The sequence below is a fragment of the Pseudoxanthomonas sp. X-1 genome (assembly GCF_020042665.1).
Taxonomy (GTDB): Bacteria; Pseudomonadota; Gammaproteobacteria; order Xanthomonadales; family Xanthomonadaceae; genus Pseudoxanthomonas_A; species Pseudoxanthomonas_A spadix_A.
Map to the genome: position 1 here is coordinate 1583908 of NZ_CP083376.1, position 14196 is coordinate 1598103.

Consider the following 14196-nt stretch of genomic DNA (forward strand, 5'->3'; position numbering starts at 1 on the left):
ATTTTTGCGACGCGGCACCGGGACTTGGACATGACGGCCGACACATGCTTGCGGTCGCTGCCCCGCCGAGACAGGCAGCGACCGTATCCGCTCTCCATTCCCCCACTGGAGCTGCCATGCCGGCCTTCGACGTTTCGTCTTCCACCGCCACGCCCATCGCGTCCGCAGTCGCCGGTCAGCGGTCCGGGCAAGGCCAGACGCGTTACCTGGTGCTGTCGGCGCACGACTACCGCACGCCGCGCCGCGCCAACATCCATTTCATCGCCGACGAGCTGGCCAAGCGCGGGCCGACGCGCTTCTTCTCCCTGCGCTACAGCCGCCTGTCCAGGTACAAGCGCGACCTGCGCCTGCCGCTGGATGCGACGGCCAATCGGGTCGTCCTGCACAAGGGCGTGGAATGCTACCTGTGGCGCACGCTCGTGCATCCGTTCAATACCCGGCGCGCGTGGCTGCGGCCGGTCGAGAACCTGATGTTCCGCGCCTACGCCGCGCGACCGCCGGCGCAGCTGGTGCGATGGATCCGCGAGTCGGACGTGATCGTGCTGGAGAGCGGCACCGCGGTGGCCTTCATCCGCCTGTGCAAGCGGCTCAATCCGCGAGCGCGCCTGGTCTATCGCGCCTCCGACGGACTGAGCACGATCGAGGTGGCGCAGTACATCACCCGCGAGTTCGACAACGTGTGCGGCATGCTCGACGCGATCGCGCTCGTGTCGCCGGTGATGGCCGCGGAGATCAACAGCCGGCACAACGTCTATCACGTGGGGCACGGTGTGGATCCGGGGCTGGATGCGCTGGGCGATCCGAACCCATATCCCGACACCGGCATCCACGCGGTGTCGGTGGGCTCGATGCTGTTCGACCCGACCTTCATCGCCCAGGCCAGTCATGCCTTCCCGCAGGTGACCTTCCATGTGATCGGTTCCGGGCAGGGCCGCCACGCGGACTACGGCGACAACGTCGTGGTCTATGGCGAGATGAAACACGCCGATGTGGTGCGCTACATCAAGCACGCGCGCTTCGGTATCGCGCCGTATGCCTCCGAGCAGGTGCCGGCCTACCTGGCGGACAGTTCGATGAAGCTGCTGCAGTACGACTTCTTCGGCCTGCCGGCGGTTTGCCCGAACGCCGTGGTCGGCGGCTACGCATCGCGCTTCGGCTATACGCCGGGGGATGTGCATTCGATGCGTTCGGCCATCGAGCAGGCCCTGGCCGCCCCGCACGTACGCCACCGCCAGTGCCTGGACTGGCCGCAGACCACCGACCGCCTGCTCGAACCCGAGCGCTATCCGGAAATCCGGGTCACGGCCTGATCGGGTTGACCTGGGCCGCGGCGGGTCCGCGTTGTCCGGGATGAGCCCTGCGTCTGATCGGCCGGCCGGGAACGTCGGTGTTTCCGGCGGGTCGCTCTGGCCTTCGGATGCGGCGGCAACCCGGGTGCGCCGCTTCTCCCCCTTCATTCTTCGGTGATCGAATGCTTGTCTTTGCCAGCCATCCCAACGACCTCGATGCCCAGGCCGAGCGGCTGCCGCTGGGCGGCTATCCCGTCATCAGCACGCGCCTGCCGGTGTTCACTGCCGCGTTGCTGCGCGCGCTGGAGCTGGGCGATCGCCAGCGGGTGTTCTTCGCCAACACCAACTTCGTGGTCGAGTGCCAGGCGCTGCGGTCGCGGATGCACGCGCCGGGGGTGGCGATCGTCAACGACGGCATCGGCATGGATCTGGCCGCGCTGCTGGTGCACCGCCGCCGCTTCGCCGAGAACCTCAACGGCACCGATCTGATCCCGCGCCTGTGCCAGTCCAGCGGCCGGCCGCTGCGGTTCTTCCTGCTAGGCGGCAAGCCGGGCGTCGGCGAGGCCGCCGCGCGCACGCTGGAGGACGTCCATGGCCAGCGGGTCGTGGGTGTCTGCGACGGCTACGCGCAGATGCGCGCCCAGGGCGAAGGGCTGGTGGACACCATCAACGCCGCCGCGCCGGATGTGCTGCTGGTCGCGCTGGGCAATCCGATCCAGGAGCGCTGGATCCTGGAACACAGCGCCGCGCTGCAGGTGCCGCTGGCTTTCGGTGTGGGCGCGCTGCTGGACTTCCTGTCCGGCAACGCCAGGCGCGCGCCGCGGTGGGTGCAGAAGCTGCACATGGAATGGGCCTACCGGCTGCTGCACGAACCGCGGCGCCTGATCAAACGCTATTCGGTGGATCTGCTCACCTTCTTCGGCGTGTGCCTGCGCGCGGCCGGGGCCGACCGCAAGGACTGAAGACCTCGCAGCCGGGCGCGGCGCTGCTCGACGGCGGGGTCTCGCCTCCGGGATGAGCAGAGGCTGTGGCGCATGCGCGGTGCTTGCTAGCATGCGGCCATGGCGCAGGACATCGATCAGCTCATCGCCGCGTTGGGCCTCACGCCGCATCCCGAAGGCGGCTATTACCGACGCATCCACGCCTCGCAGTTGGAAGTGCTGCACGCCGGGCGCCTGCGGCCGGCGATGACGGCCATCCACTTCCTGCTGCGCCAGGGCCAGCGCAGCCGCTGGCACCAGGTCGATGCGGAGGAGGGCTGGCACTGGCGGCAGGGCGGGCCGCTGCAGCTGCAGATCTTCGATCCGGAGGGCGATGCGCTGCGCACGCTGACACTGGGATCGCAGGACCGCGCGATGGCGGTCGTGCCGGCCGGGCACTGGCAGCGCGCCTGGACCGAGGCTTCCTACGCGCTGGTCGACTGCACCGTCGCGCCGGGGTTCGTCTGGGAGGGCTTCGCCCTGCTCGACGCTGTGCCGCGGGTCGCTGAACGCCTGCATGCGCTGGGTGCGCCGGACCTGGATTGAAACGCGGGCGCGCCCCGTAAGATCCGGCCATCGGCGCCTCCCGGCGTCCCTGCAGGAGGTCCTTCATGCGCAAGCTGCGCCTGAGCCTGGTCGCGCCGCTGTTGCTCTTCGCCGTGTCCGCCTCCGCGCAGCAGGCGACGCCGCCGCCGGCCAGCGAGCCGGCCATCACCGACCTGGCGCCGATGACGGTCTCGGGCGTGCAGCCGGGCCCGGGCCTGTGGAAGGTCAGCCGCGATGGCCACGTGCTGTGGGTGCTGGGCACGCTGACGCCGTTGCCCAAGCGCATGGACTGGCGCCCGACGCAGGTGGAATCGGCCATCGCCGGCTCGCAGGAGCTGCTGCTGCCGCCGAGCATGTCGCTGGACACCGGGCGCGGCATGTTCGGCAATCTGTTCCTGCTGCCGTCGCTGTTCAAGGCGGCCAAGAATCCCGACGGCCAGACCCTGCAGGAAGTTGTTCCGGCGTCCGAGTACGCGCGCTGGAGCGCGCTCAAGGCGCGCTACCTGGGGCGCGACCGCGGCGTCGAGCAGCGCCGGCCGATCTTCGCCGCGCTGGAGCTGTACAAGGCGGCGATGAAGGACGCCGCGCTCAGCACCGACAACGTCGTGGCCGAGCGGGTGCAGACCCTGGCCAAGCGCGCCGGCCTGAAGGTCACCTCCGTGGTGGCGACCGCCAGGCTGGACGACCCCAAGGCGGCGATCCGCGAATTCCAGCGCACCGGTCTCGACGACCGCAGCTGCTTCAGCCGCACGCTGGACGTGCTCGAGCACGAGATCGACGCGATGCGCGCCCAGGCCAACGCCTGGGCGGTCGGCGACATCGACACCTTGCGCATCGCGCCGCAGGCGACCCAGTACGGCGTGTGCCAGGCGGCGATCAGCGAGAGCGGCCTGGCACGCAAGCTGGGCCTCAGCACGCTGCGCCAGCAGTCGCTGGACCTATGGCTGGAGAAGGCTCAGGCCGCGCTGGCCCAGCATCAGGGCACCGTGGCGCTGCTGCCGATGGGCCTGATCCTGGGCCGCAACAACCTGATCGACGCGCTCAAGGCGCGCGGCTATACGGTCGAGGCGCCCGACGCGGAGTGAGTGACCGGGCCGTGCGCCGATTGCGCGCCCGGCAAGGCGGTGTCAGCGCGCCGCGGTCAGCGGCGTCGCGCCGGCCTGCAGCTGTGGCCAGCGGGCCAGCACCGCGCGGCGGATGCCGGCCACGTCCAGCCCGGCCTCGGCCAGCAGCTGCTCGCGGCTGGCGTGGTGCTGGAAGGCATCCGGCAGGCCCAGGTGCAGCATCGGCACGGACAGGCCTTCGGCGTTGAGCAGTTCGGCCACGCCCGAGCCCGCGCCGCCGGCCACGACGTTGTCCTCCAGCGTCACCAGGCCGTCGTGGCTGCGCGCTAGGTCCAGTACCAGCTCGCGGTCCAGCGGCTTGATGAAGCGCATGTTGACCATGGTCAGGCCGAGCTCGCGCGCGACCTGCTCGGCGGCCGGCACGGTGGCGCCGAAGGCCAGCAGCGCGACCTGCCGGCCGCGCTGGCGCAGCTGCGCCTTGCCGATCGGCAGCGTGTCCAGGGTCGGTTCGACCGCCACGCCGGGACCGCTGCCGCGCGGATAGCGCACCGCCGCCGGGCCGGGATGGCGGAAGCCGGTGGACAGCATCTGCCGGCACTCGTTCTCGTCGGCCGGCGCCATGATCAGCATGTGCGGCACGCAGCGCAGGAAGCTCAGGTCCAGGTTGCCCGCATGCGTGGCCCCGTCCGGGCCGACCACGCCGCCGCGGTCGATGGCGAACAGCACGTCCAGCTGCTGGATCGCCACATCGTGCACCAGCTGGTCGTAGGCGCGCTGCAGGAAGGTCGAGTAGATCGCCACCACCGGTTTGGCGCCGTCGCAGGCCATGCCCGCGGCCAGCGTCACCGCGTGCTGTTCGGCGATGGCCACGTCGAAGTAGCGATCGGGGAATTCCTTGGAGAAGCGCACCAGCCCGGAGCCCTCGCGCATGGCCGGGGTGATGCCCAGCAGCAGCGGATCGGCGGCGGCCATGTCGCACAGCCAGTCGCTGAAGACATCGGTATAGGTGGACTTCTTGGCGGGCGCCACGGTGGGCAGGCCCTTGGTCGGGTCGAACGGGCCGACCGCGTGATAGCCGATCTGGTCGCCCTCGGCGCGCTCGTAGCCCTTGCCCTTGGTGGTGATCACGTGCAGCAGCTGCGGCCCCTTGAGGCCCTTGAGCGTCTTCAGCGCGCCCACCAGCGCCGGCACGTCATGGCCGTCGATCGGGCCGGTGTAGTGGAAGCCCATCTGCTCGAACAGCGTGGACGGCACGAACATGCCCTTCCAGTGCTCCTCCCAGCGTCGCATGAAGCGCGCCGGCGGCTTGCGCTTGTCGCCCAGCAGCTTCTTGCCGCCCTCGCGCAGCGCGTTGAGCGTGCGCGAGGAGCTCATCCGCCCCAGCAGCTGGGTCAGCGCGCCGACGTTCTCGGAGATCGACATCTGGTTGTCGTTGAGGATCACCAGCAGGTCCGGCTCGTCCTGCATGCCGCCGGCGTGGTTGAGCGCCTCGAAGGCCATGCCCGCGGTCATCGCCCCGTCGCCGATCACCGCCACCGTGCGGCGGCCGTTGCCGGCGCGCGCGTTGGCGATGGCCATGCCCAGCGCGGCCGAGATCGAGGTCGACGAATGGCCGACGCCGAAGGTGTCGTACTCGGATTCCTCGCGCTTGGGGAATGGCGCCACGCCATCGGCCTGCTTGACCGTGTGGATCGCGTCGCGGCGGCCGGTGAGGATCTTGTGCGGATAGGTCTGGTGGCCGACATCCCAGACCAGGCGGTCGTTGGGCGTGTCGTACAGGTAGTGCAGGGCGACGGTCAGCTCGATCACGCCCAGGCCGGCGGCGAAATGGCCGCCGCTGCGGCCGACCGACTCGATCAGGTAGGCGCGCAGCTCGTCGGCGATGGCGGTCAGCTCGGCCTCGTCGAAGCGGCGCAGGTCGGCGGGCGTCTCGATCCGTGACAGGCGGGGATAGCGGGTAGCGTCGATCATCGTGGCCGTCGGCAATGCAGCTGCGCATTTTCCTCCCCCGGGAAGGGAGGGGCAAGCAAGGCGGTCAGTCTGGGATCACGCGACGGCGCGGAATGTGAAGTATCGGCCGCACGGCCGCGCTTCAGGCTCAGGCCGACAACCGCGAGCGCTTGGGCAGGTGCGTCTTCAGGAAGGCCATCTGGTCGGCCAGGATGTTGCGGTTGGACAGGATCAGGTGCTCGATCCAGCTGGGCCGGTAGGGCACGGCCAGCAGCGGCATGTGCGCCTGCTGCGGGGTGCGGTTGGCCTTGCGCGAATTGCAGTGGAAGCAGGCGCTGACCACGTTCTCCCAGACGTCGCGCCCGCCCTTGGACACCGGCAGCACGTGGTCGCGGGTGAGCAGCTGGCGCGAGAAGGTCTGGCCGCAGTACAGGCACAGGTGGTCGTCGCGCGCGAACAGCGCCTGGTTGGTCAGCGCGGGCGTGGGCGAGAGCCCGGCCGCGCGCGCATGGCCGCGCGAGGCGACGATGGGATGCAGCTCGATGTAGCTCTGCTGGCCGGTCAGGCGGTTGAGCCCACCGCGCACGGTCAGGCAGGGATCGCCCAGCGTCCAGGCCACCGCATCGCGCGCGTACAGGCAGGTCGCGTCCTGCCAGTTGATCCAGTCCAGCACGCGGCCATGCGCATCCAGCGACAGGAAACGCACGCTGGAAGCACGCGCCAGTGCGGAGAGAGAGGCGGGGAGGCCATCGGCCGGGGACGATGCATCCGGCAGGGCGCCGTCGATCAGGACCGGGTTGCCGGAGTCGTCCGAATGAAGCTGAGCGGTGTCTGCTTCCATCGGGGAAACAGCTTATACCCGATGGATGACGAATTGTGTACTGGGCCGACGCAGCGCGCTCCGAAGTGTCCCCGGAGCGCGCTGGCGCGGTGAGATCAGGCGTCGAAGCGCGCGGCGTCCATCGCCATCAGCGAGTCGGCACCGGCGCGGATGGCGGCGGCGTGGGACAGCGTGCGCGGCAGGAGGCGGGCGTAGTAGAAGCGCGCGGTCTCCAGCTTGGCCTGCTTGAACGCCGCGTCCTGGGACGAGGCCTGCGCGGCGACCACGCTGCGCGCCCACCAGTAGGCCAGCACGACGTAGCCCGAATAGAACAGGTAGTCGGTGCTGGCCGCGCCCAGTTCCTCCGGGTTGGCGGCCGCGCGCTGCAGCACTTCCTTGGTCAGCGCGCCCCATTCGGCGGCCTTCTCGCGCAGCGGGCCGATGAACTCGGCCACCGCCGCATCGTCCTGGTGGGCGCTGGCGAACTGCTCGATCAGGCCCAGGAACAGCTTCAGCCCGGCCGCGCCGCTGGCGGCGGTCTTGCGCCCGATCAGGTCCAGCGACTGGATGCCCGTGGTGCCCTCGTACAGCGTGGTGATGCGGGCATCGCGCGCCAGTTGCTCCATGCCGTGCTCGTGGATGTAGCCGTGGCCGCCGAAGCACTGCAAGGCGTTGTAGGTGTTCTCGATGCTCCACTCGGTCTGGCAGGCCTTGGAGATCGGGGTGAGAAAGCCGGCGAGGATGTCGGCCTGCTCGCGCTCGGCTGGGTCGGTGGCGTGATGGGCGATGTCGACCTGGGTGCCGGCGTGCAGGGCGAGCAGGCGCGCGCCTTCGGTCAGCGCCTTGATCGACAGCAGCATGCGGCGCACGTCGGGGTGGACGATGATCGGGTCGGCCGGCTTGTCGGGGAACTTGGGGCCGGACAGCGAGCGGGTCTGCAGGCGCTCGCGCGCATAGGTCAGGGCGTTCTGGTAGGCACGCTCGGACAGGCCGATCCCCTGCAGGCCCACGCCCAGGCGCGCGGTGTTCATCATGGTGAACATCGCCTGCAGGCCCTTGTGCGGCTGGCCGACCAGATAGCCTTGGGCGCCGTCGAAGTTCATCACGCAGGTCACCGAGCCCTTGATGCCCATCTTGTGCTCGATCGACCCGCAGCGCAGCGCGTTGCGCGCGCCGACCGTGCCGTCGCGGGCGACCTGGAACTTGGGCACCACGAACAGCGAGATGCCCTTGGCCCCGGCCGGCGCGTCGGGCAGCTTGGCCAGCACCAGGTGGACGATGTTGTCGACCAGGTCGTGCTCGCCGGCGGTGATGAAGATCTTGGTGCCGGTGATGGCGTAGGTGTCATCGCCCAGCGGCTCGGCGCGGGTACGCAGCAGGCCCAGGTCGGTGCCGCAGTGCGGCTCGGTCAGGCACATGGTGCCGGTCCAGCGACCCTCGACCAGCGGCTTGAGGAACACCTCCTGCTGCCAGGGCTGGCCGTGGAACTTCAGCGCCTCGATCGCCCCGTGCGAGAGCAGCGGGAAGTTGCCCCAGGCCAGGTTGGCGGCGTTGATCATCTCGCCCAGCGGCACGCCCACGGTGTGCGGCATGCCCTGGCCGCCGAACTCGGTGGCCGCGGTCAGGCCGGTCCAGCCGCCCTCCGCGAACTGCGCATAGGCCTCCTTGAAGCCGGTCGGCGTGGTGACCTCGCCGGTGGCCGCGTCCAGCCTGCAGCCCTCCTCGTCGCCCACGCGGTTGAGCGGGGCCAGCACCGTGGTGGTGAAGCGGCCGGCTTCCTCCAGCACGGCGTCGACCAGCTCGGCGCTGGCGTCCGCGAAGCCCAGGCGGGCGAACAGGGGCTCGACGTCCAGCACGTCGTAGAGGGCGAAACGGACGTCTTTCAGGGGGGCGCGATAGCTGCTCATGCGGATGCTCTTGGTGGCGGTGCGGACCGCCTCCCGGCCCGCTTTGGCCGCCAAGCATACTACTGCGTATGGTGATGGTGCCCGCCCGGTGCGCGGCGTCCGCCGGCGCCGGCGCGTCAGTCCAGCAGGCCGTGGCGGACCGCGTAGCGCACCAGCTCGGCGGTGTTGCGCACCGCCAGCTTGTTCAGCACGCGGAAGCGGTGGTTCTCGGCGGTCTTGGTGCTGATGTCCAGGCGCCGGGCGATTTCCTTGGTGGTCTGGCCTTCGACGATCAGGTGGAACACCTCGCGCTCGCGCGAGGTCAGCGCCTGGTAGGGGTCGTCCAGCTCGCGTCCGGGATGCTGGATCTGCGCGGCCAGCGCGAGCGCGGCCTGCGGGCTGAAGTGGCCGCGCCCGGCGTGCAGGTTGCGCACGGCGGCGATCAGTTCGGCCGTGGCGGCCTCCTTGAGCAGGTAGCCGGCCGCGCCGGCGCGCACGGCGTGCAGCACGTACTCGTGTTCCTCGTGCATGGTCAGCACCAGCACGCGCGCGTCGGGGACCTCGCTGCGCAGGCGGCGGATCACGTCGATGCCATTGAGGCGCGGCATCGAGATGTCGACCACGACCACGTCAGGGCGGCAGGTCTGCGCGGCGGCGACCGCGGCGACGCCGTCGGCGGCCTGGGCCACCACATGGATGCCGCCGGCCGCCTGCAGCAGGCCGGCCAGACTCTCCCGGACCAGGGTGTGGTCGTCGGCCAGGAGAACGCGGATCGGGACTGTCGGCATGCGTGACCAGGCTGGGGAGCGATGCCAAATCGTTCGGCGCACGTGACATCCGATGTCCGCTGTTTGTCGTATGCGCGCGGGGTTTTGTCAATTCGGAGGGCGTTTCACTCGCCCGACAGGGGCACGCGCACCTGCACGCAGGTGCCGGCGCCGGGCGAGGACACCAGCCGGAAACTGCCGCCGCCCAGGCGCAGGCGCTCGCGCAGGCCGCCGAGCCCGCTGCCGCCGCTGGTCAGCGCCAGCGCCGGGTCGCAGCCGACGCCGTCGTCGACGATCTGCATGTGCGCCCAGTCGTCGTGCGCCACCAGGCGCAGCAGGATCGAACGCGCGCGTGCGTGCTTGAGCGCGTTGTTGAGCGACTCCTGCGCGGCGCGGAACAGCAGGGTCTGGCGCGCATCGTCCATCGCCGGCAATACGCCGATCTCCAGGCTGACCTGGGGGCCGCCGGCCTCGGACTGGCTGCGCGCCAGCCAGCGCAGCGCCGCCTCCAGGCCGAGGTCGTCCAGGATCGGCGGGCGCAGCAGGCGCGACAGGTGGCGGGTGTCCTCCAGGGTCTGCGTGCACAGCGCAATGGCGCTTTCGACCTGCGCGCGCAGTGTCTCCTGCGCGGGCCCCAGCGCGGTGCCGAGCAGGGCCAGGCGGTGCTTGAGCACGGTGAGGTTCTGGCCCACGCCGTCGTGCAGCTCGCGCGCCAGGCGCCGGCGTTCGTCCTCCTGCACCTTGACCACCGCGCGGCCGAGCCTGCGGAACTCGCGCTCGTTGGCCTCCAGCCGCTCGAGCAGGGCCTGGTAGCGCCCGGCGTCGCCGGCCTCGCTCATGGGGCGGCCGCCTGGGCCGGCAGGCCCGCGAGCAGCGCCTGTCGCGCCGCGCTGGCGGCGGCCTCCGCGCGCGCGGCGGCGTCGGCCTGGCCGAGCCGCGCCAGGCGCTGCGCGGCCTGCGCATGCAGATCGGCGGCGAACAGCACCTGGCCGCGACGCAGGATCTGCTGCGCCTCGCGATAGCGCGCCTCCACCTGCGCATCGGCCCCGTCGCGCAGCGCGGCCAGCAGGAACTGCAGGCGCAGGCCGACGTGGCCCAGCCGGGCGATGTCGCCGTCGAGCGCGGCCAGGGCGGTTTCGTCGTGCGCGCCCTGCAGGCGCGCCTGCAGCTGCAGCAGGCGCACGCCGGCGGCAGCGGCCAGCCGCGTGGCCTCGGCCAGCGCCTGCTGGGCGCCGCGGGCATCGCCGCGCTGGCTCGCCAGTTGCGCCTGCAGCAGGGCGCGGGCGGCCTGTTGCTCCTCGGAGACCTCGTCGAACAGCTTGGCGTCACGCTCCAGCTCGGATGCGGCCCGCGCCGGCTGCCCGGCCGCCAGCCACAGCTGCGCGCGCAGCACCGCCACGTCGGCGCGGCCGCGCTGGTCGTCGCGCTGCTGGAACAGCGTCGCGGCTTGGTCCGCCTGGGCCAGGCCCTGGGCCAGGTGCCCCTGCCAGTACGCCAGCTCGGCCAGGTTGCGGCGGCTGACCGCGACCTCTTCGAACATCTGGTGGGTTTCGGCCGTGCGCAGCGAGGACGCGAGCCGCGTGGCGGCGTCCTGCCACTGGCCGCGCGCGGTGGCCAGCAGGCCGAGGTTCTGTTCGATGCGGACCTGGCCGGTGACGTCGTCAAGCGCGCGGTAGGCCGAGGCCGCCTGTTGCCAGAACGCCGCCGCGCTGTCGTAGTCGCCGAGCTGGAAGTTGGCAAAGCCGATGTTGTTGTAGGTCTGCGCCGTGCCGCGCGCGTTGCCGACCTGCTGCCAGGCCTGCAGGGCGTCGCGGAAGGCCTGCAGCGCGCGGGGATAGTCGCCGCGTTCCTCGGCCAGCAGGCCGGCCTCGTTGTGGGTGGCGGCCAGCCCGCCGCGATCGCCCAGCGCCTGGTAGAGCGCGCGCGCCTGGTCGAGGTGGGCGGTGGCCGCCGCGAAGTCGCTGCGCAGGCTGGCGATGCCGGCCAGGTTGCGCAGGCTGGTGGCCACGCCGCGGCGGTTGCCGACCTGGGTGCGCAGTTCGACCGCGCGGGTGTACTGCTCTTCGGCGGCCTTGCTCTGGCCCAGGCGGCCGTAGCCGACGCCCAGCGCGTTGACGGTCTCAGCCTCGCCGGCGAGGTCGCGCCCGCGGCGGAACAGCAGCTGCGCCCGCAGCAGGTAGTCGTCGACGGCCTTGGCCGCGTCGCCGGCCAGGATGGACTGCTTGCCCAGCTCGAACCACACCCGCGGATCGTTCGGGTCGCGCTTGCTCAGGGCCAGCAGCCGGGCGCGTGCCGCGTCGCCCTGGCCTGCGGCGGCTTGGACGCGCGCCAGGTCGAGCTGGGCCTGGGCATCGTCGGGCCTGGCGTCGGCGATGGCCTGCCAGTCGGTCAGCGCGGCCTGCGCATCGCCCTCGGCGCTGGCGCGCATGGCCGTGAGCATCCGCGCGCTGCGTGGCCAGGTGCTGGAATCGAAGGGGCGTGCCAGCAGCGCATCGGCCTGGTCGTCCTCGCCGATCGCCTCGGCGGCGCGGACCTGGGCCAGGCGCAGCGGCAGGACGTCGGGCGCCGCGTCCGCAGCCTGGGCGAGGGCCGCCAGCCGCGGCGCACCCTGGCTCTGCGCGGTCGCGGCGCTGGCCCGGCCCAGGGCCTGGAGCGCGCCTTCCGGCGGCGCGGCGGGCCAGGGGGCGGGATCGAGCCCCAGCGTCGTCTCCAGCGCGGCGAGCCAGCCGTCGGCCGCGGCGGCGGCCGTCGCGGCGACCGGACCGTCCAGCGAGCGCGTGCCGCCGTCGCTGTCTTGCAGCGTGGCGCCGACCCGCCAGCCCTGCGCCTCGTGGCGCATGCGCGGGGCCAGCACCTGGCGCGCGGCCGCCGCGCGGCGCAGGGCGGGCAGGTCGGGGCTGGCCTGCCCGGTCGGATCGACCGAACGCAGCGCCTGCAGCGTCCGGCCCGCATCGACCACGGCCGTGCGTTCGGCCAGCGCGTCACGCAGCCAGGCGCCCAGGCCTTCGCGCAGGACCGGGTCGAGGTCGCCGGCCAGCGGCAGCACCAGGGTCCGCGCCAGCGGCGCGGCGACCGGAGCCTCAGCCGTGGCCGGCGCCCGCGCGCGCTGCCAGGACCAGCCCGCCCAGCCGACGAGTGCCACCGCCATGACGGCCGCCGCCGCCAGCGCGATGCGCCGCCAGGCCGGCGCATCGCGTTCGACGTGGCGACGATCGATCGCGCTCACCACCTGCGCGGCGTCCTGCAGGCGCGCGCGCGGCTGCGGGCGCAGCAGCCGGTCGACCAGCCGCACGACCCACGGTGGCGTGTCCGGGCGGGCGCGGCTGACCGGCTCGGGCGTGCGCAGCATGCGCTGGGCCAGCACCTCGGCGAGGGTGCCGCTGGCGAAGGGCAGCTGCCCGGCCAGCATCTCGTGCAGGATCAGGCCCAGCGCGTAGAGGTCGCTGCGCGGGTCGACCGGCTCGCCGCGCGCCTGCTCCGGCGAGAGGTAGTCCGGCGTGCCCACGATCGCCCCCGAGTGCCGGGTCAGGCCGCTGCTGGCCATCGAACGGGCGATGCCGAAATCGTTGATCGAGGCATTGCCGTCCGCATCGAGCAGCACGTTGGCCGGCTTGAGATCGCGATGGACCACCCCGCGCGCATGCGCGGCCTGCAGGCCCAGCGCGATCTGCCGTGCGATGGACAGCGCGCGCTCGACGTCGAGCGGGCCTTCGCGCGCGAGCAGCGCCTCGAGCGATTCGCCCGGCACGTAGTCCATGCTGATCAGCCAGCGGCCCTGGTGCTCGGCCAGGTCGTGGATGCGCACCACGTGCGGGCTGGAGACCTGGCGCGCCAGCAGCAGCTCCTGACGGAAACGTTCGAACACCTGCGGGCGTTCGGCCAGCTCCGGGCGCAGCACCTTGATGGCGACCGGGACTTCCAGCGTCAGGTCGGTGGCCAGGTAGACCATGCCCATGCCGCCCATGCCGAGCAGGCGCTCGACGCGGAAGCGCCCGGCCAGCACCTGGCCGCTCGCCAGCACGTCGTGCAGGTACAGGCCGGTGGCGGTGGGCGCGTCGGACATCAGGCCGGGGCGCGGTCGAGACGGTCGCGCGCGCCGCGCGCGACCAGCCACAGCGCGCAGCGCTCGCAGAAGGCCTGCAGCAATTCCATGTCCAGCGCGGTGATCGCCGCGCCGGGCCGGGTGCTGTCGGCGTACAGCGCGCCGATCACCTGGTCGCCATCGCACAGCGGCATGCAAGCCAGCGCGCTGATGCCGGAGGCCAGCACCGACTCACGCGTGGACAGCCAGGGCAGATGGCCGATGTCGTGGGCCACGGTGCCCAGGCCCTGCTCGAGCGCGCGCTGCAGGGCGCCGGTGCTGCCGGCGAACTCGCGCGGTGCGCGTGTCCCGCAGGCCGCGACGACGCGCGGCGCAGACGGCCCGGCCAGGACCAGGTAGCCGCGGTCGCACTGCGCCAGTTCGGTCACCGCGTGGACGCTGGCGGTGAGCATGTCGTCCAGGTCCAGCGCCTGACCGACGCCATGGGTCAGCGCGCTGGCGCGCGTGCGACGGAGGCGGGCCTGGCCGGCTTCGCGCGCGGCGTCTTCCTCGCCCAGCGGGGTGAACTCGACATAGACATCGCCGAAGCGCAGCCACGCCGCGCCGTCCAGCCGCGCCGGTGCTTGCAGGCGCAGGCTGTCGCGGAAGCTGCCGTTCTTGCTGCCCAGATCGTCCAGTTCCCAGCACCGTCCGTTGCCGGACAGCCGGGCATGGCTGCGCGAGACCGAGGGGTGCGGCAGCTGCAGGCCATTGCCCTGCGCGCGGCCGATGGTCAACGCATCGCCATCGCCCAGCAGCAGCGAAGGCGCGGGCGCGTCGGGCAGGTAGGCGATCAGGCGTGCGGGCATTGCA

Annotated in this window: 11 protein-coding genes; 4 read left to right on the forward strand and 7 right to left on the reverse strand. The window is 71.9% G+C overall.

The window, feature by feature from the left end; translation table 11 throughout:
• Nucleotides 1–116 precede the first annotated feature (116 nt).
• The 4 genes from LAJ50_RS06965 (at nt 117) to LAJ50_RS06980 (ending at nt 3900) form a co-directional block, all read left to right on the forward strand.
• Nucleotides 117–1310 (forward strand): glycosyltransferase family 1 protein, encoded by a 1194-nt coding sequence (locus LAJ50_RS06965; RefSeq protein ID WP_224096502.1) that lies wholly within the window; start codon nt 117–119, stop codon nt 1308–1310.
• 161 nt (nt 1311–1471) lie between these two features.
• Nucleotides 1472–2251, forward strand: coding sequence for a WecB/TagA/CpsF family glycosyltransferase (locus tag LAJ50_RS06970; protein ID WP_138654540.1), 780 nt, complete (start codon nt 1472–1474; stop codon nt 2249–2251).
• Between the two features lie 99 nt (nt 2252–2350).
• On the forward strand, nt 2351–2815 hold the full coding sequence (locus tag LAJ50_RS06975) for a cupin domain-containing protein (protein WP_138654538.1): 465 nt from the start codon (nt 2351–2353) through the stop codon (nt 2813–2815).
• 65 nt (nt 2816–2880) lie between these two features.
• Nucleotides 2881–3900: a TraB/GumN family protein gene (locus tag LAJ50_RS06980; RefSeq protein ID WP_138654536.1), complete on the forward strand. Its 1020-nt coding sequence runs from the start codon at nt 2881–2883 to the stop codon at nt 3898–3900.
• Between the two features lie 42 nt (nt 3901–3942).
• Here LAJ50_RS06980 and dxs read toward each other — a convergent pair whose 3' ends face one another.
• The 7 genes from dxs to LAJ50_RS07015 all read right to left on the reverse strand — a co-directional run bounded on the left by dxs (nt 3943) and on the right by LAJ50_RS07015 (nt 14192).
• Nucleotides 3943–5850: a 1-deoxy-D-xylulose-5-phosphate synthase gene (dxs, locus tag LAJ50_RS06985; protein WP_130551768.1), complete on the reverse strand. Its 1908-nt coding sequence runs from the start codon at nt 5848–5850 to the stop codon at nt 3943–3945.
• 127 nt (nt 5851–5977) lie between these two features.
• The gene (locus tag LAJ50_RS06990; RefSeq protein ID WP_165424147.1) at nt 5978–6670 is read right to left on the reverse strand and encodes an HNH endonuclease; all 693 of its coding nucleotides are present in this window, start codon (nt 6668–6670) and stop codon (nt 5978–5980) included.
• Nucleotides 6671–6765: 95 nt separating this feature from the next.
• Nucleotides 6766–8556 carry an acyl-CoA dehydrogenase C-terminal domain-containing protein gene (locus LAJ50_RS06995; protein WP_130551769.1) on the reverse strand — a complete coding sequence of 597 codons (1791 nt, stop codon included), beginning with the start codon at nt 8554–8556 and terminating at the stop codon, nt 6766–6768.
• 116 nt (nt 8557–8672) lie between these two features.
• Nucleotides 8673–9323 (reverse strand): response regulator transcription factor, encoded by a 651-nt coding sequence (locus LAJ50_RS07000; RefSeq protein WP_138654534.1) that lies wholly within the window; start codon nt 9321–9323, stop codon nt 8673–8675.
• Nucleotides 9324–9427: 104 nt separating this feature from the next.
• Nucleotides 9428–10141, reverse strand: a complete 714-nt coding sequence (locus LAJ50_RS07005) for a sensor histidine kinase (RefSeq protein WP_138654532.1) — start codon at nt 10139–10141, stop codon at nt 9428–9430.
• Nucleotides 10138–13365, reverse strand: a complete 3228-nt coding sequence (locus LAJ50_RS07010; protein ID WP_224096503.1) for a serine/threonine-protein kinase — start codon at nt 13363–13365, stop codon at nt 10138–10140. Before LAJ50_RS07010 ends, LAJ50_RS07005 begins: the two co-directional genes overlap by 4 nt.
• Entirely contained in the window at nt 13365–14192 is an 828-nt protein-coding gene (locus tag LAJ50_RS07015) for a GAF domain-containing protein (protein ID WP_138654109.1), read from the reverse strand. The genes LAJ50_RS07010 and LAJ50_RS07015 overlap by 1 nt, the downstream gene beginning before the upstream one ends.
• Nucleotides 14193–14196 lie beyond the last annotated feature (4 nt).

Excerpts from the sequence above, each read along its gene's own strand:
- dxs (WP_130551768.1), bottom strand. The coding sequence starts at position 5,850 with ATGATCGACGCTACCCGCTATCCCCGCCTGTCACGGATCGAGACGCCC.
- LAJ50_RS07000 (WP_138654534.1), bottom strand. The coding sequence starts at position 9,323 with ATGCCGACAGTCCCGATCCGCGTTCTCCTGGCCGACGACCACACCCTG.
- LAJ50_RS06995 (WP_130551769.1), bottom strand. The coding sequence starts at position 8,556 with ATGAGCAGCTATCGCGCCCCCCTGAAAGACGTCCGTTTCGCCCTCTAC.
- LAJ50_RS06970 (WP_138654540.1), top strand. The coding sequence starts at position 1,472 with ATGCTTGTCTTTGCCAGCCATCCCAACGACCTCGATGCCCAGGCCGAG.
- LAJ50_RS07010 (WP_224096503.1), bottom strand. The coding sequence starts at position 13,365 with ATGTCCGACGCGCCCACCGCCACCGGCCTGTACCTGCACGACGTGCTG.
- LAJ50_RS06990 (WP_165424147.1), bottom strand. The coding sequence starts at position 6,670 with ATGGAAGCAGACACCGCTCAGCTTCATTCGGACGACTCCGGCAACCCG.
- LAJ50_RS06980 (WP_138654536.1), top strand. The coding sequence starts at position 2,881 with ATGCGCAAGCTGCGCCTGAGCCTGGTCGCGCCGCTGTTGCTCTTCGCC.
- LAJ50_RS06965 (WP_224096502.1), top strand. The coding sequence starts at position 117 with ATGCCGGCCTTCGACGTTTCGTCTTCCACCGCCACGCCCATCGCGTCC.
- LAJ50_RS07005 (WP_138654532.1), bottom strand. The coding sequence starts at position 10,141 with ATGAGCGAGGCCGGCGACGCCGGGCGCTACCAGGCCCTGCTCGAGCGG.
- LAJ50_RS06975 (WP_138654538.1), top strand. The coding sequence starts at position 2,351 with ATGGCGCAGGACATCGATCAGCTCATCGCCGCGTTGGGCCTCACGCCG.
- LAJ50_RS07015 (WP_138654109.1), bottom strand. The coding sequence starts at position 14,192 with ATGCCCGCACGCCTGATCGCCTACCTGCCCGACGCGCCCGCGCCTTCG.